The organism is Nocardia arizonensis, from assembly GCF_001310275.1.
GTDB lineage: Bacteria > Actinomycetota > Actinomycetes > Mycobacteriales > Mycobacteriaceae > Nocardia > Nocardia arizonensis.
This window is the reverse complement of sequence record NZ_LGYZ01000002.1, coordinates 20,297-43,635: the sequence shown is the minus strand read 5'-3', so window position 1 is coordinate 43,635 and position 23,339 is coordinate 20,297. Positions and strand designations below refer to the sequence as shown.

Here is a 23,339-nt window from a genome sequence, read left to right as displayed (position 1 = left end):
TGACCAGGCCGTCGGCCTGGTCACGAACTACGGCTGGAGTACTAGCCGGTGCATCGCTCGGCCACCCCGGCGAGCGATGCCTCCCCGAATCGTCAGCCCGCCCCGTTCGGCGGATCGGCGTAGCGCTTCGCCATCGCCGCGGTGATCTCGGCCATGCGCGCCCGCACCTCGGGCGGGCCGAGCACTTCCGCGTATTCGCCGAGCAGCAGAATGCCGTGCAGGAGAACCGGATACGACTCGGCGGCGATGTCGATACGCACCCGGCCATCGGCGTCGGGTTGCGACATCGTCGCCTCGGCCTCGCCGACGGCGAAGGGATCGAAGCCCAGGCGCAGCAGACCGAGGTGCGCCCGGTCGACGCGGCAGTCGGCCCGCACCCGCAGCATCGATCGCGCGAACTCTTCCCGCGCCGTCGCCCAGTGCACGGACAGATCGAAACCATCGGGACGGGTGAAGGTTTCGTCGAGTGGTTGGGCCGCGTCGATGCGGCCGACACGGTAGGAGCGGATATCGGTGCGGTGACGGGCCACCAGATACCAGGTGCCCGCCTTGAGAACCAGGCCGAGCGGGTCGAGGGTGCGGTCAACGGTTCGGTCGCGGCGGGCGTAGCGCACCGATAGTCGGCGATCGCGCCACAGGGCGTCCGTGATGGTCGCCAGGGTGGGGGTTTCGTCGGGGCGGTGGAACCAGCCGGGGGCGTCGACGTGGACCCGTTCGGCGATGCGGGTGGCGCGCCCGCGCAGTTCCGGCGGCAGCGCGGCCAGCATCTTCAATTGCGCGGTGGCCAGCACGGTGCCGAGGCCGAGATCGGCGGCGGCGTGCGGCAGACCGGTGAGCAGCACCGCGTCGGCCTCGTCGGCGGTCAATCCGGTCAACCGCGTGCGGTAGCCGTCGACCAGCCGGATGCCGCCCGCCCGCCCCGCTTCGCCGAACACCGGAACCCCCGCCGCCGACAGCGCCTCCACATCTCGATACACCGTCCGCACCGACACCTCGAGCTCGTCGGCCAACTCGGGCGCGGTCACCTTGCCCCGCGTCTGCAGGATCAACAGCAACTGCACCAACCGGCTCGCACGCACCATTCGACACTATCCGGCAAACATGACAGAAGATGACAGGTTCACCGCCTACCGTCGAGACATGACCACATGGAGCGAGTTCACCGAGCAGGCCCCGACCATCTCGGAGGTCTTCATTCGCCGCCACCGCGCCACCGGCAACCTCTGCATGCTCGCCACCCTGCGCGCCGACGGCAGCCCACGCATCAGCCCCGTCGAACCCCGTGTCTTCGAAGGCGACCTGGTGATAGCCGGTATGCCCGACACCACCAAATTCCACGATCTCGCCCGCGACCCGCGATTCTGCCTGCACACCGCCACCGTCGACCCCATGGTCGGCGACGGCGACGCCAAACTCTTCGGCACCGTCACCGACATCCCCGACATATCCGTACACCGCCGCTTCGCCCAGGCTTTGTTCGAAGAGACCGGCTTCGATATCCGAGACCAGGAATTCGACCACTACTTCACGGCCACCCTCACCGGCGCCTCCACCGTGGAAGTGACCGACGACCACCTCCGCATCACCATCTGGACTCCCGGCAAAGGCGAACACGTAGTCGAAAAACATTGACCGGCCCTGCTTTCCGGCGGCACCTCTGACAGAATCGTGGCGGATTCGTCCGAGGGGGATACGACCATGGTGCTGACCGCACGGTTCCAACCCGGAGCCACCCGCCGCCCGTTCGTCGACCGGACGCCGGTGCTAGCGATGTTCGACGAACTGCTCGCCGAGGCCGCCGAACATCCGCGGGTCATGCTGCTCAGCGGTGTGGGCGGCATCGGCAAATCGCGGCTGATCGCCGAATTGCGTGCGCGCGTCGACAAGAAGCATCCCGCCGCGGTGCTCGACCTACAGGTGCCGAGTCAGCGTCAGGCGGCCGACGGCCTGGCCGCGCTGCGTATGCAGTTCGGCCGGCAGAAGATCAAATTCCACCGGTTCGACATCGCCTGCGCCGTGCTGTGGCAGCGGATGCATCCGCATCTACGCCTCGGATTCGATTCACCGGCCTTGGCGCAGCACAGCGAGATCCTGACCGAAATCCTCAACGACGCGACCGGGATTCCGGTATTCGGCACGGCCACCCGATTGCTCGACACCGGTGCGCGCCGGACGATTCGCACGCACAGGATTCGTCACGATGCGGTGCTGCAAGAACTCGATCAGCTCGGCCTCGCGGCGTTGGAGGCCGCGGTCTCCTACCTTTTCGTCGAGGATCTGAAAATCGGTACGGCGAACAAGAAGCCGTATGTCGTATTCCTCGACGCGTACGAGGCGTTGATGGGCGGTACCGACCGCGAGGGTCGGGCCGCGGCGTCGGATGCCTGGCTGCGTGATGTGGTCGCGCAGCTGGATACCGGGCTCGTGGTGGTCGCGAGCCGGGAACCACTCGGCTGGGAGCGTCACGATAGGGAATGGGTGACCCGGGTGCGGGTGTGCCGGGTCGACGACCTACCCATGGAGGCGCGATACGAACTGCTCGATTCGGCGGGTGTCGATGATGCCGCCGAGCGCCGCGCTATCGCCGTGTCGAGTGCGGGTGTGCCGTTCTATCTGCATCTGGCGATCGACGCGCGCGCTCGCGCGGCCGGGGCGGGCGCCGCCGATCTCGTTTCACCCGAAGCCATCCTGGAACGATTCCTGCAACACGTGCGTACGGGCAGGCAAAAGCATTCGCGAACCTGCCGAAGGTCTGCGAGGAGATCGCGGTGAGTCTCGAAAACGTCGCCAAAGCGGAGATGACACTCTACGGAGACCTGGCGACCAAAACACAAGAGCTGGTCGAAAAGGTCACCGGGATAGTCACGGACTTCGCCAAGGCCGTGTTCAACCTGCCATGGGGACCCATATCCTCACTCGCTGATCTCGCCACGGCGGCGGCCGCGATCAACAGCTTCGTCACCGACATCGTCGAATCCATGGCGAATAGCGCGGTCGACAATATGATCGAGGGGAATCGGATCGCACAGAACACATCGATCCAGGTGGGACTCCCGAACAACAAATGGCCACCCGCCGTGCAGAAGGACGTCTACGCATCGGCCGGATCTTCGGCGCTCGATGATGTGCGTGGCGCCATCGGTGATGGAACCACCCTGGACGGGGACAAATCCGACTGGGAAATCGGCAATACGGCGGTGATCACACCATGACACGTATCTCCGTACCCGTAGCCGTCGCGGCGGTGATATTCACCCTGCCGATATTCGGGTGCTCCCCCGCACCGTCGCCCTCGGCACCACCGCCTACGACAGATCGAGCAGCCATGACTCAAGGAGAGTTGTGCGCCTCGCTGAAACAGTTCTTCACCGAAGAACTACACGCACGGGCACTGCAAACCATCCCGGTGTCCAAGGACGAGTCCTCGACGATAACCATCAGCGGGATATGCCAGGTTGTGCAGGGCGGCAAACCGGCAGGCTGGGTCGAGTCGCGTCATGCACCCGAGGACGACGACCCGACCGAAGGTGTTCCCGGCTTCGAGCAGAGCACCGTCCTGGGCGTCTCCGTCTGGGTGCGCGACCGCACCGCCGATCCGCTCAACCCTTCCAGCCAAATCCGCTTCGCGACCCGCGTCAACGAATGGAATGTCCGCCTCTACATCGAGAACGAGACCACGAACACCGCGGGCGGGCCCTTGCGCCTCACCGACGAGAAGAAGCAAAAAGCCGCCCAATTCCTCGTGAACCTGACAAGACAGCTGTCCGGCACCTGACCGGAACCGCGTCTACCAGGGTGACGCCACAGCACTGCCCTTGGTCGCCGACGGAGCCGGTGCAGCCCCCAGGAGCACGGTCGGCGCCGTTCCGAAGAGTGTGACGACCTACCGAATGGGCACTCATCAACCCGCGGCGGCCCCGCGGTGGGAACGGCCCCGCCGCGCCGCGTGCGCGTACGGTCGGGTCGGGCTTCGTCGGCGCGACGCCTGCGGGTGGAGTCGAGCGGATGGCGTGTCCGATTCGGGTGTGTCCTGGGGAAACGCCGAGCGACGCGCCCCCATTCGTGAATGAGCTTGCACAGTCGTGCATAATCATTTCATGGTTGATTCCTCGGACGAGACCCGCGTGCGGGTTGCCGTTGCCGGAGCGAGCGGGTACGCGGGCGGTGAAGTGCTGCGCCTGCTGCTCGGCCATCCTCGCCTGCGCGACGGTCGCCTGGAGATCGGCGCGCTCACCGCGGGCGCGAACGCGGGCAGCACGCTGGGCGAGCACCAGCCGCACCTGCTACCGCTGGCCGATCGCGTGCTGGCGCCGACCACCGCCGAGGAACTCGCCGGACACGACGTGGTGTTCCTCGGACTGCCGCACGGCCGGTCCGCGGCGCTGGCCGCGACCCTGCCGGAGTCGACCGTGATCATCGATTGCGGCGCCGACTTCCGGCTGCGCGACGCGGGCGCGTGGACCAGGTACTACGGTACCGAGCACGCGGGAAGTTGGCCCTACGGTCTGCCCGAGCTGCCGGGCGGCCGTGACGCCCTACGCGGTGCGCGGCGCATCGCCGTGCCCGGCTGCTATCCCACCGTGGCCAGTGTGGCGCTCGCGCCCGCGCTCGCCGCGGGCATCGTCGAACCCGCCGTGCGGGTCGTCGCGGTGAGCGGCACCTCGGGCGCGGGGCGCAAACTCGATGTCGGCCTGCTCGGCTCCGAAGTCATGGGCTCGGTGCGCGCCTACAACATCGCGGGCGCGCACCGGCACACCCCGGAGATAGCTCAGAATCTCGCGGCCGCGAACGGCGCGCCGGTCTCGGTGTCGTTCACCCCGGTCCTCGCGCCCATGCCGCGCGGCATACTGGCGACCTGTACCGCGCCGGTGCGGGTCGACGCCGCGCAGGCGCGCGCTGTCTACGAGAAGGCGTACGCGAATGAGCCTTTCGTGCATCTGCTGCCCGAAGGCGCACTGCCGCAGACGGGTTCGGTACTCGGTTCCAACGCCATCACCCTCCAGGTGACCGTGGACGCCGACGCCGGCCTACTCGTGGTGATCGGCGCCGTCGACAACCTGACCAAGGGCACCGCGGGCGCCGCGGTGCAATCCATGAATCTGGCTCTCGGATTCGATGAGGCCGAAGGACTTTCCACCGTAGGAGTGGCACCGTGACGACAGTCGAGAGCGGCAGGCTGGTGCGGACCCAGGGCGTGACCGCCCCGCTCGGTTTCCGCGCCGCGGGTATCGCCGCTGGGATCAAGGCGAGCGGAAAACCCGATCTGGCACTGGTTTTCAACGAGGGCCCCGAGTACGCGGCGGCGGGCGTGTTCACCCGCAACAAGGTCAAGGCCGCCCCGGTGCTGTGGTCGCAGCAGGTGCTGACCTCGGGTCGGTTGCGGGCGGTCATCCTCAATTCCGGTGGCGCCAACGCCTGCACCGGACCGGGCGGCTTCCAGGACACCCACCGCACCGCAGAGGAACTGGCCGCGGCGCTGAGCAATTGGGGCACCGAGACCGGTGCGGGCGAGATCGCGGTGTGCTCGACCGGCCTGATCGGCGACCGGCTGCCGATGGACAAGCTGGTCCCAGCGGTCACCGAGATCGTGCACGAGATGGGCGGCGGCCTCTCCGGCGGCCTCGACGCCGCCCACGCCATCATGACCACCGACACCGTGCCCAAGGAGGCCGCCTTCCACCATCACGACAGATGGAATGTCGGCGGAATGGCCAAGGGCGCGGGCATGCTCGCGCCCTCGCTGGCAACCATGCTCGTGGTCCTCACCACCGACGCCGTCGCCTCGGCCGCCCAGTTGGACAGCGCGCTGCGCAAGGCCACCCGCCTGACCTTCGACCGGCTCGACGTCGACGGCTCCTGCTCCACCAATGACACCGTTCTCCTGCTGGCCAGCGGCGCCAGCGGCATGACGCCCGCCCAGGACGACCTCGACGCCGCGGTGCTCGCGGTCTGCGACGATCTGGCCGAGCAGTTGATGGGCGACGCCGAGGGCGTTACCAAGCGGGTGCACATCACCGTCGCGGGCGCCGTCGACGAGGACGAGGCGCTCGTCGCCGCCCGCGCCGTCGCGCGCGACTCGCTGGTCAAGACCGCGCTATTCGGTTCCGACCCGAACTGGGGCCGGGTGCTGGCGGCCGTCGGCATCGCGCCCGTCACCCTGGAGCCGGACCGAATCTCGGTGTCGTTCAACGGTAAACCGGTGTGCGTCGACGGCGTCGGTGCGCCGGGCGCGCGCCAGGTCGATCTGTCCGGCACGGATATCGAGGTGCGTATCGACCTCGGACTCGGCGACGGAACCGCGACGGTGCGCACCACCGACCTCTCACACGGGTACGTCGAAGAGAACTCGGCCTACAGCTCATGACCGGCGACACCGCGACGGGTCAACTGCTGCACGAACTCTCGGCCCTCGACAAGGCACACGTCCTCGCGGGCGCGCTGCCCTGGTTGCAGAAGTTCCGCGACAAGATCGTGGTCGTGAAATACGGCGGCAACGCCATGGTCGACGACGAGCTCAAACGCGCCTTCGCCGCGGATATGGCCTTCCTGCGCACCGTCGGCGTGCATCCGGTGGTGGTGCACGGCGGCGGCCCGCAGATCAGCGCGATGCTGAAAAGGCTTGGGCTGCAAGGGGAATTCCGCGGCGGATTCCGGGTCACCACACCCGAGGTCATGGATGTGGTGCGGATGGTGCTGTTCGGTCAGGTCGGCCGCGAACTGGTCGGGCTGATCAACGCGCACGGCCCCTACGCGGTCGGCATCTCCGGTGAGGACGCGCACCTGTTCACCGCCACCCGCCGCACCGTCGACGTGGACGGCCTGCCGACCGATATCGGTCTGGTCGGCGATGTGACCACGGTGAATTCGGCGGCGGTGCTCGACCTCATCGGGGCCGGACGGATCCCGGTGGTCTCCACCATCGCCCCGGACGCCGACGGCGTGGTGCACAACATCAACGCCGACACCGCGGCCGCCGCGCTCGCCGAGGGCATCGGCGCGGAGAAGCTGGTGATCCTCACCGATGTCGAGGGCCTCTACACCGACTGGCCGGATCGCTCCTCGCTGACCAGCAGTATCGACACCGCCGCGCTCGCCGCGCTGCTGCCGAGCCTGGACGAGGGCATGGTGCCGAAGATGGAGGCGTGTCTGCGCGCGGTGCTCGCGGGTGTGCCGACGGCGCACGTCATCGACGGACGCGTCCCGCATTCGGTACTGCTGGAACTGTTCACCGGTGAGGGCATCGGCACTATGGTGACGCCGGTCACGAGTGAACGAGTCAACGAGACCAACCGCACGGTCGCCGGACCCGAGCTGAACGGAGTCGACGAATGAGTACAGAAGATCTACAGCGGCGCTGGTCCGCGGCGCTGATGAAGAACTACGGCACCCCGAAGGTCGCGCTGGTGCGCGGCGCGGGTGCGGTCGTCTACGACGCCGACGGCAAGCGCTACCTCGACTTCCTCGGCGGTATCGCGGTCAACAGCCTCGGCCACGGCCATCCGGCCATCCTGGAGGCGGTCACCCAGCAACTCGGCACGCTCGGGCACACCTCGAATCTCTACGTCAACGAGCCGGTCGTCGAACTCGCCGAACGGTTGCTCGCCCACTTCGGCGACGGCGAATTCGGCGACGGCCACGGCCGGGCCTTCTTCTGCAATTCCGGCACCGAGGCCAACGAGGCCGCGTTCAAGATGGCCCGGCTGACCGGTCGGCACAAGATCATCGCCTGCGAGGAGGCGTTCCACGGCCGCACCATGGGCGCGCTGGCGTTGACGGGGCAACCCGCCAAGCGCGCCCCGTTCGAACCCATGCCGCCCGGCGTCGTGCACATCCCCTACGGTGACGCGGCCGCACTCGAGGCCGCGGTCGACGACGACACCGCCGCGGTGTTCCTCGAACCCATGATGGGGGAGAGCGGCGTGGTGGTGCCACCGATGGACTACCTGGTCAAAGCGAGGGATATCACCGCGCGCAACGGCGCGCTGCTGGTACTGGACGAGGTGCAGACCGGTATCGGGCGCACCGGCAAGTTCTACGCCCACCATGCCTCGGGCATCGTCCCCGATGTCATCACCCTGGCCAAGGGCCTCGGCGGCGGACTGCCGATCGGCGCGGTGTTGGCCACCGGCCGGGCCGCCGACCTGCTCACCCCCGGATTGCACGGCACCACCTTCGGCGGCAACGCGGTATGCGCGGCGGCGGCGCTGGCGGTGCTGCGCACCATCGACCAGGAGGGGTTGCTCGCGCACGTGGAATCGGTGGGCAAGCGGCTCAGCGACGGTATCGAACTGCTCGAACATCCGCTGATCGACCACGTGCGCGGGGCCGGTCTGCTGCTCGGCATCGTTCTGAATCGCGATATCTCGGCCGAGGTCGAGAGTCGGGCCAGGGCCGCGGGCTATCTGGTCAACGCGCCGAAGCCGAATATCATCAGGCTGGCGCCGCCGCTGGTGCTCACCGAGACCCAGTCCGACAATTTCGTGGCCGACCTGCCCGAGATCCTGGACGGCGCCGCCGACGATGCGAAGGGAACCACGGCATGAGCGACGGGAGCGGGGTGCGGCACTTTCTGCGTGACGACGATATTTCCCCGGCCGAACAGGACGAGATTCTCACGCTGGCAGCCGAACTCAAGAAGGCGCCGTTCTCGCGTCGGCCGCTGGAGGGGCCGCGCGGGGTCGGTGTGATCTTCGAGAAGAACTCCACTCGCACGCGGTTCTCCTTCGAGATGGGTATCGCCCAACTCGGCGGGCACGCGGTGGTGGTCGACGGCCGTGACACCCAGCTCGGCCGCGAGGAGACCCTCGGCGACACCGGCCGGGTGCTCTCCCGCTACGTCGACGCCATCGTGTGGCGCACCTTCGAACAGGTGCGGCTCGACGAGATGGCCGCCGCGGCAACGGTTCCGGTGGTGAACGCGCTGTCCAACGAATTCCATCCCTGTCAGGTGCTCGCCGATCTGCTGACCCTGCGCGAACGCCTGGGCGACCTCGCGGGCCGCGATCTCACCTATTTCGGCGACGGTGCGAACAACATGGCGCATTCGCTGTTGCTCGGCGGTGTGACCGCGGGTCTCAACGTGACCATCGCCGCACCCGGGGGCTTCGAACCGCAGCCGTGGATTCTCGAGGCGGCGCGCAAACGGGCCGCCGAAACCGGGGCCGCCGTCAGGGTCTGCGGCGATCCGATCTCCGCCGCCGCGGGCGCGCACGCGCTCGTCACCGACACCTGGACCTCGATGGGACAGGAGAACGACGGCCTCGACCGGGTCGGCCCGTTCCGCCCGTTCCGGCTCGACACCGACCTGCTGGCCGCGGCGCGGCCCGATGCCGTTGTCCTGCACTGCCTTCCGGCCCATCGCGGCGAGGAGATCACCGACGAGGTGATCGACGGTCCGCGCAGCGCGGTATGGGACGAGGCCGAGAACCGGCTGCACGCCCAGAAGGCGCTGCTGGTGTGGTTACTGGCCAAGCGACGCGGTGACGCCCGGTGAGCGAGGGAACCGCTAGCGCGCGGCGAGAACGGGGCGGCGGTCCCGGTCTCGCGGCATCGCCGGATATTCGGACTCGGAGCCGTCGCCGCGGCGAGGTGCGGCCATGACCGTGCAGCCGGAAACCGGCAGAACCACGAACACCAAGGGCGCGGCCATCGCCCGCACCCGCGCCGGGCGCCAGTCCCGCATCGTCGAACTGCTGTCCGCCCATTCGGTGCGCAGCCAGACCGAATTGGCGGCCCTGCTCGCCGCCGAGGGTATCGAGACCACGCAGGCCACCCTGTCGCGCGACCTCGACGAACTCGGCGCCGTGAAGTTGCGCGCCGCCGACGGCGGAGCCGGGGTCTACGTCGTCCCCGAGGACGGCAGTCCGGTGCGCGGAGTCACCGGCGGCACCGGCCGCCTCTCCAAACTCCTCGGCGACCTACTGGTCTCCACCGATTGCAGCGGCAATATCGCCGTCCTGCGCACCCCGCCCGGCGCGGCACACTATCTCGCCAGCGCCCTGGACCGCGCCGCCCTGCCCTTCATCGTCGGCACCATCGCGGGCGACGACACCATCGCGGTCATCGCCCGCGAACCCCTCACCGGCGCCGAACTCGCCGCCAAGATCGAAGAACTCGCCTGACCCGTGACCCCAGCCGAGGAGATCATCGCGATACTCGCGGACGTGCTGAGCATCGTCCGCGCCGTGGACCAGGACATGATGTGGCAGGCCACCTATGCCGACACCGAGGAACTCGTCTCCGACATCGAAGACCACACCGCCCGCCTGCGCCGAGGCGACCACACCCGCCTGCGGGACCTGTCGTTCACCTTCGCCCCGACGGGCCCACTCTGCGAAATCGCCATCGGCAGCGGATGGTCCGACCGCTACCTCGCCCTCGCCGACCGCCTCGACGACTCCCGCGCGCGCCTGAAAAAGGTTCAGGCGAAGGGGTATTGACCGCCGCCACGGTGGCCGTGCGGTGTGACGAGGTCGATAACGGATGCCCGGCTCGATACCGATCGGGCCACATACACCAGTTCACTCGATTTGCCGTAGATCTCGGGGGAGACGATTCATGGTCGAACCGTTTCGGGTCGATCTGACCGAACTCGATGAAGACAGTCTGGCCGGCATCCAGCAGCGGATGGCCGCCGCGCATTTCGAGATATCGTGGTATGCCGACGACAACCACCTCGAGGGGCGGATGCCGATGCCATCGTGGGCGATGCGCTTTCGCTCGGTCTCATGCGCTGGGACGGGCCGGCGCGACGGCTGATATACACTGTCCGCCGAATGTATTCCGGCAGTTGGGGGAAGTGGGATGGGCGTCGACGCCGCTCAGGACGAGATCGATCGAATCAACAAGCGTCTGGCCGAATTACGCGGATCGGCCCGCGCCGTCGACGGTAGCGTCGCCATCGAGACCGACCCCAGCGGCCGAATCACCCACCTGTACCTCGCCGACTACGCGATGGACAATGGCCCGGACGCGTTGGCGAGTCTCATCACCGATCGGCACAGGGCCGCGATGAACGCGGTCGAGGCGAAAGTGGTCGACCTCTTCGAGGCGCTTCCTCCGCCGGAAGAGTCCGTGGCGGACCGACGTTCCGCGCGGGAGAGTATCGTCGAGGACAGCGGTTCGGGCGAATTCGGTTATATACCTTCGCATATCAGGCGAGGATGACGGATGTCGTTCGAGATCGATCCCGCCAGAATGCGGGAGATGGCGAATGACGTTCGGCTCAATGCGGATGCCATCGATGCCGTCTCGCCTATCGTCGGTGAGCAGCGCGACAATGCTCGGCGCTTCATGAAGAAATCCAATCTGGCGACCAAACTGCAAGAGTCGCTGCAGGCGCTCGATACGGTTGTCAAATACCATACGACGGCTCTGCGTAACTTCTGTACGGATACCGATTACGTTGCCGCGCTGCAAGAGGAATTGGATAAGGCGACGGGGGATCAAATGAACCGACTGGAGCCCAGATGACAGGGATCGACCTGCTCACTGTGCCGACCGTTATCGAATGGGATACGGCGCACATGGCACAGGCCGCTGTTCGGATGGCGTCCTGCTCGGACATCCTGGAAGCCGAAGCAAAATCCGCGGAGAGCAAGATTTCGCGGTCGATCGACTACTTCAAAGGTTCGGCGGGCGACGCGGCTCGGGTACGAGGACAATCCGACCGGAACGAACTCGTCGGCACGGCTGATGTGTTGGCGCAGATGGCAACGAAGACCGCATCACTGGCCGAGGACATCGCCATGAACATAGCCACGATCAAGGCGGGAATCGCCTCGGCGGAAGCGTCGCGCTGGGATCTCTTCGTGCAGGACGACGGCACGGTGCGGTCACGCAAATCGAACGCCGAAACATCCCGCGACTACTGGCCGATGGGCGCCGCGGCCGTTCTGGCGAAGGAATTCGAGACGTCTCGGCTGTCGTCATCGATCAAGGGGGCGCTGGATGCTGTTCAGCGCGACGACCAAGAAGGCGCCGAACAACTCGTCCGCTTCCTCGAACTGCTCCCCGACTCCGTGAAGGCCGGAGTCGCGAAGTCGCTGGAAACCGGCAATCCACAGCTGGACGAGATCCTGAAGAACTACCAGACGGACGTCTCGTCCACGGCCGCCGAACTCTGGCCGACCGGGTTGGAGCTCGAGCTGATTCGACTGAAGTATCCGGACGTCAACCCGTCGATGTTGACGCCCGAGGAAATGTCGGCGATGAAGACCCTTCTCCTCACCCAGGGCCCCGAAGCCGTAGGTGAGCACTTCAAGCTCTCCTCGGAAGCGATGGCCGCGGCGGAATCGACTTTCCCCGCGTCGACGGCGGACGGCCAAGGCGATGCGTTCCGGCACGCCTACTGGAATGCCTTGATGACGCAGCAGTTCGGCGAGGACTGGACGAAGGAGTATGGTACGGCGCACGAGAAGTCGGCCGGAAACGTCCCGCAACGCGAAGCGATGGACCTGTACAACAATGAACGCGGTCGCCAGATCGCGCTGGCAAATCCGAATGCGAGCCCGGCCGAGTTGCAGCAGATCATCAAGAGCGAGATCGACAAGGGCACGCTGGTGGTGCTGGAAACCAAGGACGCCAACGGTGCGGAGCATTCGCCGAAGCTGGCATTCAGCAACATTCCCGAAGGCAATACCGGGCTCGCGCCGGGTGTTGGCATTCCATTGCCTGGAAAGAAGTGATTCCGTGAGTGGACGAGTCCCGGTTCTCCTGGCCCTGATCGCCGCCGCCGCGGTCGCCAACGCGGGATGCACGCCCGTGGCGTCGCCCGACGGGAAGAACAAGACCGCGGCGTGCGCGTCGGAGTTCAGTTTTAATAAGAATGCCGAACCGTTGGGTTCCCTGTCTCGGTTCGCCGATGGTGCGATCGCCGCCGCTGCCGCGGGTACGCCGACGACGCTCCGTGACCTGGCGCGATCCGCGGGCTGGCAGGACGGCTTCGATCGCATCGTCGATGTGCCGCAGCAAACCACCGCCGCCGAACTCGATCGTCGCGCAGGCACCTCCGGCGTCTGTTGGAAGGGGCTGTCGGAGATGAGTGACTCCGACTACGGCCGCCCACGATATGGCTATTACCTATTCCTCAACGGAAATCAGCCGATTCAGATAACTCCCTGGTTCGAACCCGGCCAACGCCCCTTCGACTTTCGAGGACGAGACCAGATTCTTTCGGATACACCGCTCGTCGGCACCGGGGGCAAGAAACTCGCACCCGAGTAGGTGGGCGACTGTCGCGATCGGTGACCGACGATTCGCGCTTCGTATCGCTGTTACGGCGCGTGCCGGTTGAGGTCGAGGGACAGGGGCGCTCTTCGCGCGTGACGGTGCCGCTCGGGGTGCCTTGTCCGGTGCGTTCACGGCAGGTGGCGCAGTAGTCTGCTCGCAGCGCTCGTTCGGCGGCGCGGGGTAGGACCGGGACCGAAGGTCGACCCGATTGTGAATGAGATTGCATAGACATGCATAATCATTTGTAGACGGGTGCGAGCCGCCCGACCCGCCGACGCGACCGGCTGGCCGTCCACCGCGCCGACCAGGACATCTTCGGATGCCCGCCCCTTATGCCGATGACACCGCACGAACTAGGAGCACACAGACTATGTCCGATCGCGTCGTACTCGCCTACTCCGGTGGGCTTGACACCTCTGTCGCCATCAGCTGGATCGGCAAGGAGACCGGCGCCGAGGTCGTGGCGGTCGCCATCGACCTGGGGCAGGGCGGCGAGGACATGAACGTGGTGCGCCGGCGCGCGCTCGACTGCGGCGCGGTCGAGGCGATCGTGGTCGACGCGCGCGACGAGTTCGCCGACGAGTACTGCTTGCCCACCATCCAGGCCAACGCCATGTACATGGGGCAGTATCCGCTGGTGTCGGCCATCAGCAGGCCGTTGATCGTCAAGCATCTGGTGGAAGCGGCGAAGTTCCACGGCGCGAGCACCGTCGCGCACGGCTGCACCGGCAAGGGCAACGACCAGGTCCGGTTCGAGGTCGGTATCGGCGCGCTCGCGCCGGACCTGAGGGTGATCGCGCCGGTGCGCGACTACGCCTGGACTCGGGAGAAGGCCATCGCCTTCGCCGAGGAGAACCGGCTGCCGATCAATGTCACCAAGAAGTCGCCGTTCTCCATCGACCAGAACGTGTGGGGCCGTGCCGTCGAGACCGGCTTCCTCGAGGATCTGTGGAACGCGCCGACCAAGGATGTCTACGACTACACCGTCGACCCCACCGTCAACTTCGAGGCGCCCGACGAGCTGATCGTCACCTTCGACAAGGGCGTTCCGGTCGCCATCGACGGCCGCGCGGTCAGCGTGCTCGAGGCCATCGTGGAACTGAACCACCGAGCCGGACGGCAGGGCGTCGGCCGCCTCGACATGGTCGAGGACAGGTTGGTGGGCATCAAGAGCCGCGAGATCTACGAGGCGCCGGGCGCCATCGCCCTCATCACCGCCCACCAGGCGCTGGAGAACGTCACCATCGAACGTGAACTCGGCCGCTACAAGCGGCAGGTCGAGCAGCGCTGGGGCGAGCTGGCCTACGACGGCCTGTGGTTCTCCCCGCTCAAGCGCGCGCTCGACGCGTTCGTCCAGGACACCCAACAGCATGTCACCGGCGAGATACGCATGGTGCTGCACGGCGGTTCCGCGGTGGTCAACGGCCGTCGCTCCGAGCAGTCGCTCTACGATTTCAACCTGGCGACCTACGACGAGGGTGACACCTTCGACCAGTCGCTGGCCAAGGGCTTCGTCCAGATCCACGGGCTGTCCTCCAAGGTCGCCGCGCGGCGCGACCTCAACCAGAAGTAGCGCGTCCCGGGCCCGGCGCGCGACATGCGTCCGGGCCACACCCGTGCGGAGCGTCCGCACGAACTCGATCACCGAAAACCCCACCGGCGAGGAGAGAGCCCACCCATGACATCCGGCGGCGAGCAATCGACCGGGCACGGCACGAACGAAGGCGCGCTGTGGGGTGGTCGATTCGCCTCGGGGCCCGCGGCGGCGATGGCGGCGCTGAGCAAGTCCACGCAGTTCGACTGGGCGCTCGCGCCCTATGACATCCGCGCCTCCAAGGCACACGCCCGGGTGCTGCACAAGGCGGCGTTGCTGTCGGATTCCGACCTGTCGGACATGCTCGCGGGGCTGGATCGATTGGCCGCCGACGTGGCCTCGGGCGCGTTCGGTCCGCAAGACTCCGACGAGGACGTGCACGGCGCGCTGGAGCGTGGGCTCATCGAGCGCGTCGGTGCCGAACTCGGTGGCAGGCTGCGCGCCGGACGGTCCCGCAACGACCAGGTCGCCACGTTGTTCCGCATGTGGCTGCGCGACGCGGTCCGCCGGATCGCCTTCGGCCTGCTCGAGGTGGTGGACGCGCTGGTCGCCCAGGCCGCGGCGCATACGGATGCGGTCATGCCGGGCAAGACGCATCTCCAGGCCGCGCAGCCGGTGCTGCTGGCCCACCATCTGCTCGCGCACGCGCATCCGCTGCTCCGCGATATCGACCGGCTGCGCGATTTCGACCGTCGCGCGGCGATCTCCCCGTACGGGTCGGGCGCGCTGGCGGGTTCCTCGCTCGGCCTGGATCCGGCGCAGATCGCGGCGGAGCTGGATTTCACCGCCTCGGCCGCGAATTCGATCGACGCGACCTCGGCGCGCGACTTCGCCGCGGAGGCGGCCTTCGTGCTCGCGATGATCGGCGTCGACCTGAGTCGGATGGCCGAGGAGGTGATCATCTGGAGCACACCGGAATTCGGCTACATCACCCTGGCCGACGCCTGGTCCACCGGCTCCTCGATCATGCCGCAGAAGAAGAATCCTGACGTGTCCGAACTCACCCGCGGCAAGGCGGGCCGGCTCATCGGCAATCTCACCGGACTGCTCGCCACCCTCAAGGCGCAGCCGCTGGCATACAACCGCGATCTCCAGGAGGACAAGGAGCCGTTGTTCGACTCGGTGGCCCAGCTGGAACTGCTGCTGCCCGCCATCGCCGGACTGGTCTCCACCCTCACCTTCCACACCGAGCGCATGGCCGAACTCGCCCCCGCGGGCTTCACCCTGGCCACCGACATCGCCGAATGGCTTGTCCGCCAAGGTGTTCCGTTCCGGGTGGCGCACGAGGCGGCGGGCGCGTGCGTGCGCGCGGCCGAAGGGCGCGGCGTGGGACTCGACGCGCTCACCGACGAGGAATTCGCCGCCATCGATCCCGCGCTGACCCCGCGGGTGCGCGAGGTGCTGACCGTGCGGGGTTCTATAGCCTCTCGCAATGCCCGCGGCGGCACGGCGGGCGTTCAGGTGGCGGCCCAGCTCGACGAGGTCCGCGCGAGCGTCACGGAACTGCGCGACTGGCTGCGCCGGTGATTGTGCCGCGATGACCTTTCTGTACCTGGCACTGGCGATCGTCTCCGAGATATCCGCGACCGTCTCGCTGAAACTGTCCGAGGGTTTCAGCAAGGTCATCCCGTCGATCGTCGTGGTGATCGGTTACTGCGCCGCGTTCTTCTTCCTGTCACAGGCGTTGAAACGCGGTATGCCGATCGGAGTGGCGTATGGCATCTGGTCGGCGATCGGGGTGGCCGCGGTCGCCGCCATCGGGGCGCTGTTCCTGGACGAACGCCTCACCCCGGTACAGGTGGGCGGTGTCGGCTTGGTGATCCTCGGTGTGCTGGCCCTGGAATTGGGCGGGCACTGAGGGGCCGAATCAGGCTTCGTTCGCCTTTTTCGCCAGCGAGTGCGCCACCGCGCCGAGTCGGGCCAGGCGCGCGTCGCCGAGCGGGGTGAGCCGGCCGCCGAGCCGGTTGGTGACGAAGCCGAGCGACATGCCGGTGCTCGGATCGGCGAAGCCGCCCGAACCGCCGAGGCCGAAATGTCCGAACGCCGAAATGGGTTCCGCCTTGGACGGTTTCATCGGCACGCCGTGGTAGCCCAGTCCCCACGGAATGCGGAAGGCCAGCACGTAGTCGGGGGTGAAGACCTGACGGGTGGACATCGCGGCGATGGTCTCCGGGCACAGCAGACGGTAGCCGTCGAGTTCGCCGCCATCGGCCAGCGCCCCGTACATGCGGGCCAGTGCGCGGGCGGAGAAGACGCCGTTCACGCCTGGCATGATCGAATCGTGCAGCCGAGGATCGGCGACCAGGTCGGCGAATCCGATCGGGGTGGTCTCGGCGGCGGCCGAGGTGAAGCGGGAACGGCCCATCAGTTTCGCGCCCGCGTCCCAGCTCATCCCGGCCACGGTGAGGCGCGGGAAGTTCGTGGCGATGCGCCCGCGCTCGGATTCGGGCACGCGGAACCAGAGTTCGGTCGCGCCGAGCGGTTCGGCGATCTCGGTGCGCAGCAGGTCGGTGAACTCCGCGCCGCCCACCCGGCGCACCAGTTCGGCCACCAGATGCCCGAAGGTGATCCCGTGATAGCCGCTGGTGACCAGGTGGCGCGGATCGGGCGTGGCCGCGGCGAGTGCGGCGGTGACGGCCGTGTCGTCGAGGAAGGAGTCGACCGGGCCGGTCAGCAGTCCGCGCAGCCGGTGCAGACCGGCGCGGTGGCTGAGCAGTTCGCGCACCGTGATCCGGTCCTTGCCCGCTGCCGCGAACTCCGGCCAGTACCGCGCGACCGGAGCGTCGTAGTCGAGCGCGCCGCGTTCGGCGAAGCGGTGCAGCAGGGTGGAGGCCACACCCTTACCGGTCGAATACGCCATCGCGACCGTGTCGTGGCGCCACGGTTCGCCGGGCCGGGCGAAACCCGCCCACACGTCGACGACGGGCTCTCCGTGCTGGTAGACCGCGAGCGCGCCGCCGCCGTCGGCGGGGCGGCGGAACAGCCGGTCGAACTCGGCGACCAGCGACGCGAAGCGACGGTCGACGAACTGGGTGGTCGCGGTTGTGGTCATGTGATCCTCTCCTCCATCGCCTTACAGCGTATGACGCCGCACGAATTCGTTACCTCACCGCCCGCTGAGCGTGACCGCGCATTTTCCTGCCCGTCACATCGGGGACCGAGATCGCAACACGGCTGTCCTACGGTGTGATCATGCCGCCACGGAGACGTTCGGCCCTGCTCGCGAGGTTGGTAGTCGACGAGCCGGGCAGACCGCAAGTGATTCTCGGCGAACTACGCCGGGTGATACTCGACGGCGCGGTCCCCCCGTGCACCGTCATCCCGCTGCGTGAAGTGGCGGAACTCTTCGGGGTCAGCCACATTCCCGTGCGCGAGGCGCTCGCGACCCTCATGGGGGAGGGGCTGGTCACCCATGAGCCGCGCGGCGGTTACGCCGTCGCACGGCTGAGCGCGGGTGAATTGCGCGAAATGTACGTCGTGCGTGAGACATTGGAGACGGCCTCGCTCGCCGCGGCGGTCACGAGCGCCACCGACGCCGACCGCGCGGAACTGCTCGAGGTCAACGCACTGCTGGAACAGGCGATCCGCGAGGATGATCCGGTGGCCTACCATCGCCAGTCACGTCGTTTCCACGTCGGCCTGACCAGACCCTCGCGCATGTTCCGGCTGTTGCATATGCTCGAGTCCGCGTGGAATGTGACCGAACCCGTGCAGTCCATGGTGCACATCGACCGCGCCGACCGGGCCCGGCTGCACACCGATCACGTCCTCATGCTCGACGCATTCCTCGCTCGCGACGTGGACCGGCTGCTGCTCATCGCGGAAGCCCACCACCGCAGGCTCGAATCGGTGATCACGACCCTGGCCGCCGACACCGGCCTGCCGGCGCCCGCGGAAGATATATCCGTCGCGCGATAACCGGGTGACAACGGCGGACTCGCCGGGGCTACCCTTCGACCCGGTGATACGCCTCGTCGGCGATATCAAGCACCTGCCCGAGCCAGGGCGAATAGCTGCGCGGGTCGTCGCACAGCCGCATGCGCAGCGCATCGGGCTGCACCCAGGCGAAATCGGCCACCTCGGTCGGATCGGGGCGCGGCTGCCCGCCATCCAGCGTGCCGATGACGACGTGGTCCCATTCGTGTTCGACCCGCCCGGAACCGTGGTCCTCGGCGTGGTACCGGAAGACCCCCGCTTCCACGAGGTCGGCGGTCAATCCCAATTCCTGGTCCAGTCGCACCGCCGCGGCGTCCACGACCGATTCGCCGGGGGCGGGATGACCGCAGCAGGTGTTGGCCCACAACAGCGGGAAGCGGGTCTTCACCGCCGCACGCCGCTGGAGCAGTACCCGGCCCGTGCCGTCGAACAACAGCACCGAGAAGGCGCGGTGCAGCAGGCCGGGCGGTCGGTGCGCCCGCGAGACGGGACACGCGCCGATCGCGCGGCCCGCGTCGTCGACCAGTTCGACGGGTAGTGCCTCGCGATCGGTGCGGGGGGCGGCCAGGGTCTCGGTCACCGTCCTACCTTATCGGCGGCGATCAGCAGGTACTGGAAGCTGCCCTCCCGATAGGCGGTGAGGAACGGCTTCTCCACACCCGTCGCGAGCTCGGATTTCGCGCGCATCTCCCAGTACGGGATGGTGGCCGCCGTGAGGTCTGTCACCTCGATCGGAACGAGCCCGTTATCGGCCAGCGCACGGAAGTATTCGCTGCGCGGATGGATCATGCAGCCGTAGTGCGCGTCGATCCAGCTGACCGAGGCGGACCGCCCGCCGGTGACGTCGTTGGAGCAGCCGGTGATGCACACGTAGCGCCCGCCCGACTCCAACAGGCGGGAGAATTCGGCGAACAGCTCGGGCAGATCCACGTACATGGTGGTCTCGTTGGTCCAGATGCCGCGCATCGAGCCGGATTCGAATCCTGTGTCGAGCATGTTCAGGAAATGGAACCGCACCCGGTCCTCGACGCCGCGGTGACGCGCCTGCTCATTGGCGAAACCGACCTGGTATTCGGAGATGGTGACCCCGTCGACCCGGCAGCCGAAGCGCTGGTTGGCCATGAAACTCGTGCCGCCGCGACCCGAGCCGCCGTCCATGAGCCGGTCGCCGGGCCGCACCTCGCCGAGGTGGTCGAGCAGCAGTTCGGCCTGGGCGGTCTCGAGACGGTGCAGTTCCTCCACGATGCGGCTGTGCCGGGTGTCCTCCGGGCCGTCGAGCACCGACCGATCGGGCTCGCCGATGCCGTAGTGGTGGTGGTAGAGCCCGTCCACCTCGCCGAGCTCGGTGTTCACGCGGTCGTCGTTGGGATTGTCGTTCCAGTACTCGGCAACGGACTTCTGATAACTGGTACGCAGTACGGCGCTGGTTTCGGGGTTGAGCATGGTCATTCGTGATCATCCTCTCTCGGCGGTACTGGTTATTTCGCGTCGTGGTAACGCTTGCTGCCCGCATGCCAGGCGCGATTGCCGCCCATCCACGCCCACAGACCGACCAGGAAACGGCGCAGTTCGGGTGACCCCGATGCGGCCAGCGGAGCCGCCTCGGTCTCGAACCGGTGCACCAGTTCGTCGTGTACGGCGGCGGTGCGCCGCACCGCCTCCCGCCGTGAACACCCCTCCTCCGCGGCGAGCACGGTGGGGAGATTGAACTCCCGGTGTTCGGCGCGGTCCTCGCGCGCCATGGAATACAGGTCGTTGACCATCTGCGCGGCCAGCGCCGCCGTGGTGACCACCCGGCGCACCCGCGGTTCGGTGTATTCGGCGGCGGACAATTCGTAGCCGTCGAGCACATCGATGGGCGCCATACAGGGCAGGAAACTGTGCGGCTGCCGATTGGTGAGGTATTCCCACACCGGCGGCATCCGGTCGGCCACCCGCCAGCCCGCCTCGGCGCCGAGGGCGATGAACCAGCCCGCGATCTCGGTGCGCAGCCGGGCCAGCTGCGCGGGGACGGCGTAGCGGCCGAGGTGTTCGAAGGAGGTGCGGAAGGCGCGCAGGATGGGATCGGCCCGCATCGCCTGCTCCAACTGCCCGGCGTACCGCACCGGTAGATGGGCCGGATCTATTGCCGCGGCGGCCAATTCGAGTCGAGGGCCGAGTTCGGCGGTGGCGCTGGACGCGGTGCCGTCCGGTGCGCGCGCGTCGGCGCCCTCCTCACAGTAGTAGTCGTCGACCGACCATTCCGAGACCGCGCATTTGGTCGCGGCCAGCAGCCGATCGGCGTCGTCGCAGTACGGGTGGGCGAGCATGATGAGCCTGCCGAAGTCGGCGTCGCGCAGCTCGTCCAGACGGCCCTCGTACAAGCCGATTTCCGCCGCCCACGTGATCAGTCCGTCGTTCACCAGCTCCGCCAAAGCCGGATCGTCGCGCACGGGCGGCGGGCAGTAGAGCGGGGGAATCGCCTCGGCCCCGGATTCGCTGTCGGCCGCGGGCGGGGTCAGGGCGCCGGGATCACCGCGCGGCGCGATCGTGGCCGCGGCTATTCCCAATCCGCTGGGGCCGCAGGGTATTTCGGGACGGGTGTCCGGCGGACGGGCCGCGGGCGCCGATCCGGCGGGAGTCTCGCGGTCATCGCTGGACTCGACATCCGCGGTCGCGGTGTCGGGCGGCGCGGGCGGCGGCAGTCGCAGGGCGGCCGAGCCGACGCCCGTCGGGCCGAGCAACCGCGCCGGGGTCGCCCCCGACGGCGGTCGCGACGTGGTCGAACGATGTTGTGCGCCTTCGGGCGCCGGTTTCGCCGCACGGAAGAGTTCGGCGGGCGCGGCGACGCCGACGGCGCCGAGCAGCGCGGTGACCGTCGCCGCCACCTCGTCCATGGCGGGTGGCGCGGCGGCACGGGATAGTACCGACATGGCCGTCGCTCCGATCAGCTCGCGGTTCGGGCGATCTGGACGTTGTCGAGAATGCCGAGAGCGTCGGGAACGAGCACGGCCGCGGAGTAGTAGCAGCTGACGAGATAGCTGATGATCGACTGGTTGTCGATGCCGGTGAAGCGGACATTGAGACTGGGTTCGTACTCGTCGGGAATGCCGGTCTGGTGCAGGCCGATGACGCCCTGGTTGTTCTCGCCGGTGCGCATGGCCAGGATGCTGGTCGTGCCCGTGGGCGAGACCGGGATCTTCGAACACGGCAGCAGCGGAATGCCCCGCCAGGCGGGCAGGTGGTGGCCGTCGACGGTGGTGGGTGTGGGGTAGATCCCGGCGGCGGTGGTCTGCCGGGAGAACGCGGCGATGGCCTTGGGGTGGGCCAGCAGCACATTGGTGCCGCGGCGCATGGAGATCAGCTCGTCCAGGTCGTCGGGGGTGGGCGGACCGGACTGGGTGTGGATGCGCTGTTTGAGATCGCAGTTGTGCAGCAGACCGAAGTCGGGGTTGTTGAGGAGATCGTGTTCGCGGCGTTCGTAGAGCGCCTCGATGGTCAGTTTCAGCTGCTGCTGGGTCTGGTTCATCGGATCGTTGAACAGATCCGCCACCCTGGTGTGTATCCGCAAGACCGACTGCGCCAAGGACAGTTCGTACTCGCGCGGGCTGGTCTCGTAGTCGACGAACGTGGTCGTCAGCAACGGTTCCCCGACATGGCCGGAGGCGATCTCGATATCCGCCTCACCCTTGGCGTTCTGCGCGCGCGGCGGCGCGGCGGCCGCGGCGGCCAGATGGTCGCGCAGCACCGGCACGGCGGTGCGCAGATCGTCCAGCGCGTCCCGGGTCAGTACGAGCACCGTGGCCGGGGTCATCGCCTTGAGCGTGTAATCCCAGATCGCGTTGGTGTCCACCAGGATCCGGGCGCCGTCGTGATCGCCCGCCCCAAGTATGCCGATCACTGTCTGCTCGCCGTATTCGCCGTTGCCGACGCGGGCGATTTTTCCGTGCACGACGAGAACGATTTGGTGCATGGGGTTTCCGAATTCGGCGAGCACCGATCCGGCGTCCAGATCGTGCTGGACGAAGCGGTCGGCCAGACCGGCGAGCACCTCGGGATCGTCCAATCCGTGCAGCGCCGGGATCTCGGTCAGCTCGGCGGGAATCACCCGCGCCGTCGGGCCCTCGATCACGAATTCGATCTCGCCGTTGCCGACGGTGTGGGTCAAGCGTCGGTTCACCCGGTATACGCCGCCGTTGACCTGCACCCACGGCAGTGAGCGCGTCAACCACCGCGAGGTGATCCCTTGCATCTGCGGCTCCGACTTCGTCGTCGTCGCCAATTGGTGGGCCGCGGTGGTCGACAGCGACTGCTGTGCGGCGCTCACCGAATCATCCGTCGGAATCGGCATCTCAATTGTCATGCGTGGTCCTCACCTCGAGACGGTCACGAAACGTGCACTGGAGATCGAGAATCGATATCTGTTCGGAACTGTGGGTGCAGGCGGACCGTGGACGTCCGCCCTCGAACGAATCGACTTACAGGACACTGCTTTCCGGAGAGAACGCTTGTCCCGGACGTATCGATGCTAGGTCGCGCAGCGATAGCGGCGCAGCGGAATTGGCGGATCCGTCGAATCCCGGTCGGTACGTTCCACAAT

Annotated in this window: 26 protein-coding genes; 20 read left to right on the top strand and 6 right to left on the bottom strand. The window is 67.5% G+C overall.

The window, feature by feature from the left end:
• Window positions 1-92: 92 nt before the first annotated feature.
• On the bottom strand, window positions 93-1,082 hold the full coding sequence (locus APZ21_RS00870; protein WP_443093704.1) for a helix-turn-helix transcriptional regulator: 990 nt from the start codon (window positions 1,080-1,082) through the stop codon (window positions 93-95).
• 58 nt (window positions 1,083-1,140) lie between these two features.
• On the opposite strand from APZ21_RS00870, the gene APZ21_RS00865 reads away from it, so the two are divergent.
• The 19 genes from APZ21_RS00865 to APZ21_RS00775 all read left to right on the top strand — a co-directional run bounded on the left by APZ21_RS00865 (window position 1,141) and on the right by APZ21_RS00775 (window position 16,682).
• Complete coding sequence (locus APZ21_RS00865) at window positions 1,141-1,632, top strand: pyridoxamine 5'-phosphate oxidase family protein (RefSeq protein WP_054811296.1); 492 nt, start codon at window positions 1,141-1,143, stop codon at window positions 1,630-1,632.
• A gap of 66 nt (window positions 1,633-1,698) precedes the next feature.
• Window positions 1,699-2,772: a P-loop NTPase family protein gene (locus APZ21_RS00860; RefSeq protein ID WP_054811290.1), complete on the top strand. Its 1,074-nt coding sequence runs from the start codon at window positions 1,699-1,701 to the stop codon at window positions 2,770-2,772.
• Window positions 2,769-3,212, top strand: coding sequence for a hypothetical protein (locus APZ21_RS00855; protein WP_054811289.1), 444 nt, complete (start codon window positions 2,769-2,771; stop codon window positions 3,210-3,212). The genes APZ21_RS00860 and APZ21_RS00855 overlap by 4 nt, the downstream gene beginning before the upstream one ends.
• A 113-nt stretch (window positions 3,213-3,325) precedes the next feature.
• Complete coding sequence (locus APZ21_RS00850) at window positions 3,326-3,775, top strand: hypothetical protein (RefSeq protein WP_156370529.1); 450 nt, start codon at window positions 3,326-3,328, stop codon at window positions 3,773-3,775.
• A 322-nt stretch (window positions 3,776-4,097) separates the two neighbouring features.
• Window positions 4,098-5,156, top strand: coding sequence for an N-acetyl-gamma-glutamyl-phosphate reductase (gene argC, locus APZ21_RS00845; protein ID WP_054811287.1), 1,059 nt, complete (start codon window positions 4,098-4,100; stop codon window positions 5,154-5,156).
• Complete coding sequence (gene argJ / locus APZ21_RS00840; RefSeq protein WP_054811286.1) at window positions 5,153-6,364, top strand: bifunctional glutamate N-acetyltransferase/amino-acid acetyltransferase ArgJ; 1,212 nt, start codon at window positions 5,153-5,155, stop codon at window positions 6,362-6,364. Before argC ends, argJ begins: the two co-directional genes overlap by 4 nt.
• On the top strand, window positions 6,361-7,332 hold the full coding sequence (argB, locus tag APZ21_RS00835) for an acetylglutamate kinase (RefSeq protein WP_054811285.1): 972 nt from the start codon (window positions 6,361-6,363) through the stop codon (window positions 7,330-7,332). Before argJ ends, argB begins: the two co-directional genes overlap by 4 nt.
• Window positions 7,329-8,543 (top strand): acetylornithine transaminase, encoded by a 1,215-nt coding sequence (locus tag APZ21_RS00830; RefSeq protein WP_054811284.1) that lies wholly within the window; start codon window positions 7,329-7,331, stop codon window positions 8,541-8,543. Before argB ends, APZ21_RS00830 begins: the two co-directional genes overlap by 4 nt.
• Window positions 8,540-9,493 carry an ornithine carbamoyltransferase gene (gene argF, locus APZ21_RS00825; RefSeq protein ID WP_054811283.1) on the top strand — a complete coding sequence of 318 codons (954 nt, stop codon included), beginning with the start codon at window positions 8,540-8,542 and terminating at the stop codon, window positions 9,491-9,493. The genes APZ21_RS00830 and argF overlap by 4 nt, the downstream gene beginning before the upstream one ends.
• A 103-nt stretch (window positions 9,494-9,596) precedes the next feature.
• Entirely contained in the window at window positions 9,597-10,121 is a 525-nt protein-coding gene (locus APZ21_RS00820; protein ID WP_054811282.1) for an arginine repressor, read from the top strand.
• Between the two features lie 3 nt (window positions 10,122-10,124).
• Window positions 10,125-10,439, top strand: coding sequence for a hypothetical protein (locus tag APZ21_RS00815; RefSeq protein WP_054811281.1), 315 nt, complete (start codon window positions 10,125-10,127; stop codon window positions 10,437-10,439).
• Window positions 10,440-10,557: 118 nt separating this feature from the next.
• Window positions 10,558-10,758, top strand: coding sequence for a hypothetical protein (locus APZ21_RS00810; protein WP_054811280.1), 201 nt, complete (start codon window positions 10,558-10,560; stop codon window positions 10,756-10,758).
• Window positions 10,759-10,803: 45 nt separating this feature from the next.
• The gene (locus tag APZ21_RS00805) at window positions 10,804-11,166 is read left to right on the top strand and encodes a YbaB/EbfC family nucleoid-associated protein (RefSeq protein WP_054811279.1); all 363 of its coding nucleotides are present in this window, start codon (window positions 10,804-10,806) and stop codon (window positions 11,164-11,166) included.
• Between the two features lie 3 nt (window positions 11,167-11,169).
• Window positions 11,170-11,472: a hypothetical protein gene (locus APZ21_RS00800; RefSeq protein ID WP_054811278.1), complete on the top strand. Its 303-nt coding sequence runs from the start codon at window positions 11,170-11,172 to the stop codon at window positions 11,470-11,472.
• Window positions 11,469-12,686, top strand: coding sequence for a DUF6973 domain-containing protein (locus tag APZ21_RS00795; RefSeq protein WP_054811277.1), 1,218 nt, complete (start codon window positions 11,469-11,471; stop codon window positions 12,684-12,686). Before APZ21_RS00800 ends, APZ21_RS00795 begins: the two co-directional genes overlap by 4 nt.
• Window positions 12,687-12,762: 76 nt before the next feature.
• Window positions 12,763-13,224 (top strand): hypothetical protein, encoded by a 462-nt coding sequence (locus tag APZ21_RS00790; RefSeq protein ID WP_156370527.1) that lies wholly within the window; start codon window positions 12,763-12,765, stop codon window positions 13,222-13,224.
• 376 nt (window positions 13,225-13,600) lie between these two features.
• Window positions 13,601-14,803 (top strand): argininosuccinate synthase, encoded by a 1,203-nt coding sequence (locus tag APZ21_RS00785; protein ID WP_054811275.1) that lies wholly within the window; start codon window positions 13,601-13,603, stop codon window positions 14,801-14,803.
• 105 nt (window positions 14,804-14,908) lie between these two features.
• The gene (gene argH / locus APZ21_RS00780) at window positions 14,909-16,351 is read left to right on the top strand and encodes an argininosuccinate lyase (RefSeq protein ID WP_054811274.1); all 1,443 of its coding nucleotides are present in this window, start codon (window positions 14,909-14,911) and stop codon (window positions 16,349-16,351) included.
• Between the two features lie 10 nt (window positions 16,352-16,361).
• Window positions 16,362-16,682, top strand: a complete 321-nt coding sequence (locus tag APZ21_RS00775) for a DMT family transporter (RefSeq protein ID WP_054811273.1) — start codon at window positions 16,362-16,364, stop codon at window positions 16,680-16,682.
• A gap of 9 nt (window positions 16,683-16,691) precedes the next feature.
• On the opposite strand, the gene APZ21_RS00770 is transcribed toward APZ21_RS00775, so the two are convergent.
• The gene (locus tag APZ21_RS00770) at window positions 16,692-17,876 is read right to left on the bottom strand and encodes a serine hydrolase domain-containing protein (RefSeq protein ID WP_054811272.1); all 1,185 of its coding nucleotides are present in this window, start codon (window positions 17,874-17,876) and stop codon (window positions 16,692-16,694) included.
• A gap of 140 nt (window positions 17,877-18,016) precedes the next feature.
• Between APZ21_RS00770 and APZ21_RS00765 the strand changes: the two genes are divergently transcribed.
• The gene (locus tag APZ21_RS00765; RefSeq protein ID WP_054811295.1) at window positions 18,017-18,742 is read left to right on the top strand and encodes a GntR family transcriptional regulator; all 726 of its coding nucleotides are present in this window, start codon (window positions 18,017-18,019) and stop codon (window positions 18,740-18,742) included.
• Between the two features lie 28 nt (window positions 18,743-18,770).
• Here the strand turns inward: APZ21_RS00765 and idi are convergent, their stop codons facing one another.
• From idi to APZ21_RS00745, 4 genes are read right to left on the bottom strand one after another with little or no spacing between them, the layout of a single operon-like run.
• Complete coding sequence (idi, locus tag APZ21_RS00760) at window positions 18,771-19,340, bottom strand: isopentenyl-diphosphate Delta-isomerase (RefSeq protein WP_054811271.1); 570 nt, start codon at window positions 19,338-19,340, stop codon at window positions 18,771-18,773.
• Window positions 19,337-20,209: a geranyl diphosphate 2-C-methyltransferase gene (locus APZ21_RS00755; RefSeq protein ID WP_054811270.1), complete on the bottom strand. Its 873-nt coding sequence runs from the start codon at window positions 20,207-20,209 to the stop codon at window positions 19,337-19,339. Before APZ21_RS00755 ends, idi begins: the two co-directional genes overlap by 4 nt.
• 29 nt (window positions 20,210-20,238) lie before the next feature.
• A complete protein-coding gene (locus tag APZ21_RS00750) occupies window positions 20,239-21,672 on the bottom strand; it encodes a family 2 encapsulin nanocompartment cargo protein terpene cyclase (protein WP_054811269.1) in 1,434 nt (477 codons plus the stop codon).
• A 14-nt stretch (window positions 21,673-21,686) separates the two neighbouring features.
• A complete protein-coding gene (locus APZ21_RS00745) occupies window positions 21,687-23,102 on the bottom strand; it encodes a family 2B encapsulin nanocompartment shell protein (protein ID WP_054811268.1) in 1,416 nt (471 codons plus the stop codon).
• Between the last annotated feature and the right edge of the window lie 237 nt (window positions 23,103-23,339).

Bases quoted from the DNA above. Each gene is read 5' to 3' on its own strand.
- APZ21_RS00870 (WP_443093704.1), bottom strand. From the start codon at position 1,082: ATGGTGCGTGCGAGCCGGTTGGTGCAGTTGCTGTTGATCCTGCAGACG.
- APZ21_RS00865 (WP_054811296.1), top strand. From the start codon at position 1,141: ATGACCACATGGAGCGAGTTCACCGAGCAGGCCCCGACCATCTCGGAG.
- APZ21_RS00860 (WP_054811290.1), top strand. From the start codon at position 1,699: ATGGTGCTGACCGCACGGTTCCAACCCGGAGCCACCCGCCGCCCGTTC.
- APZ21_RS00850 (WP_156370529.1), top strand. From the start codon at position 3,326: ATGACTCAAGGAGAGTTGTGCGCCTCGCTGAAACAGTTCTTCACCGAA.
- argC (WP_054811287.1), top strand. From the start codon at position 4,098: ATGGTTGATTCCTCGGACGAGACCCGCGTGCGGGTTGCCGTTGCCGGA.
- argB (WP_054811285.1), top strand. From the start codon at position 6,361: ATGACCGGCGACACCGCGACGGGTCAACTGCTGCACGAACTCTCGGCC.
- APZ21_RS00830 (WP_054811284.1), top strand. From the start codon at position 7,329: ATGAGTACAGAAGATCTACAGCGGCGCTGGTCCGCGGCGCTGATGAAG.
- argF (WP_054811283.1), top strand. From the start codon at position 8,540: ATGAGCGACGGGAGCGGGGTGCGGCACTTTCTGCGTGACGACGATATT.
- APZ21_RS00820 (WP_054811282.1), top strand. From the start codon at position 9,597: ATGACCGTGCAGCCGGAAACCGGCAGAACCACGAACACCAAGGGCGCG.
- APZ21_RS00810 (WP_054811280.1), top strand. From the start codon at position 10,558: ATGGTCGAACCGTTTCGGGTCGATCTGACCGAACTCGATGAAGACAGT.
- APZ21_RS00805 (WP_054811279.1), top strand. From the start codon at position 10,804: ATGGGCGTCGACGCCGCTCAGGACGAGATCGATCGAATCAACAAGCGT.
- APZ21_RS00800 (WP_054811278.1), top strand. From the start codon at position 11,170: ATGTCGTTCGAGATCGATCCCGCCAGAATGCGGGAGATGGCGAATGAC.
- APZ21_RS00795 (WP_054811277.1), top strand. From the start codon at position 11,469: ATGACAGGGATCGACCTGCTCACTGTGCCGACCGTTATCGAATGGGAT.
- APZ21_RS00785 (WP_054811275.1), top strand. From the start codon at position 13,601: ATGTCCGATCGCGTCGTACTCGCCTACTCCGGTGGGCTTGACACCTCT.
- argH (WP_054811274.1), top strand. From the start codon at position 14,909: ATGACATCCGGCGGCGAGCAATCGACCGGGCACGGCACGAACGAAGGC.
- APZ21_RS00775 (WP_054811273.1), top strand. From the start codon at position 16,362: ATGACCTTTCTGTACCTGGCACTGGCGATCGTCTCCGAGATATCCGCG.
- APZ21_RS00770 (WP_054811272.1), bottom strand. From the start codon at position 17,876: ATGACCACAACCGCGACCACCCAGTTCGTCGACCGTCGCTTCGCGTCG.
- APZ21_RS00765 (WP_054811295.1), top strand. From the start codon at position 18,017: ATGCCGCCACGGAGACGTTCGGCCCTGCTCGCGAGGTTGGTAGTCGAC.
- APZ21_RS00755 (WP_054811270.1), bottom strand. From the start codon at position 20,209: ATGACCATGCTCAACCCCGAAACCAGCGCCGTACTGCGTACCAGTTAT.
- APZ21_RS00750 (WP_054811269.1), bottom strand. From the start codon at position 21,672: ATGTCGGTACTATCCCGTGCCGCCGCGCCACCCGCCATGGACGAGGTG.
- APZ21_RS00745 (WP_054811268.1), bottom strand. From the start codon at position 23,102: ATGACAATTGAGATGCCGATTCCGACGGATGATTCGGTGAGCGCCGCA.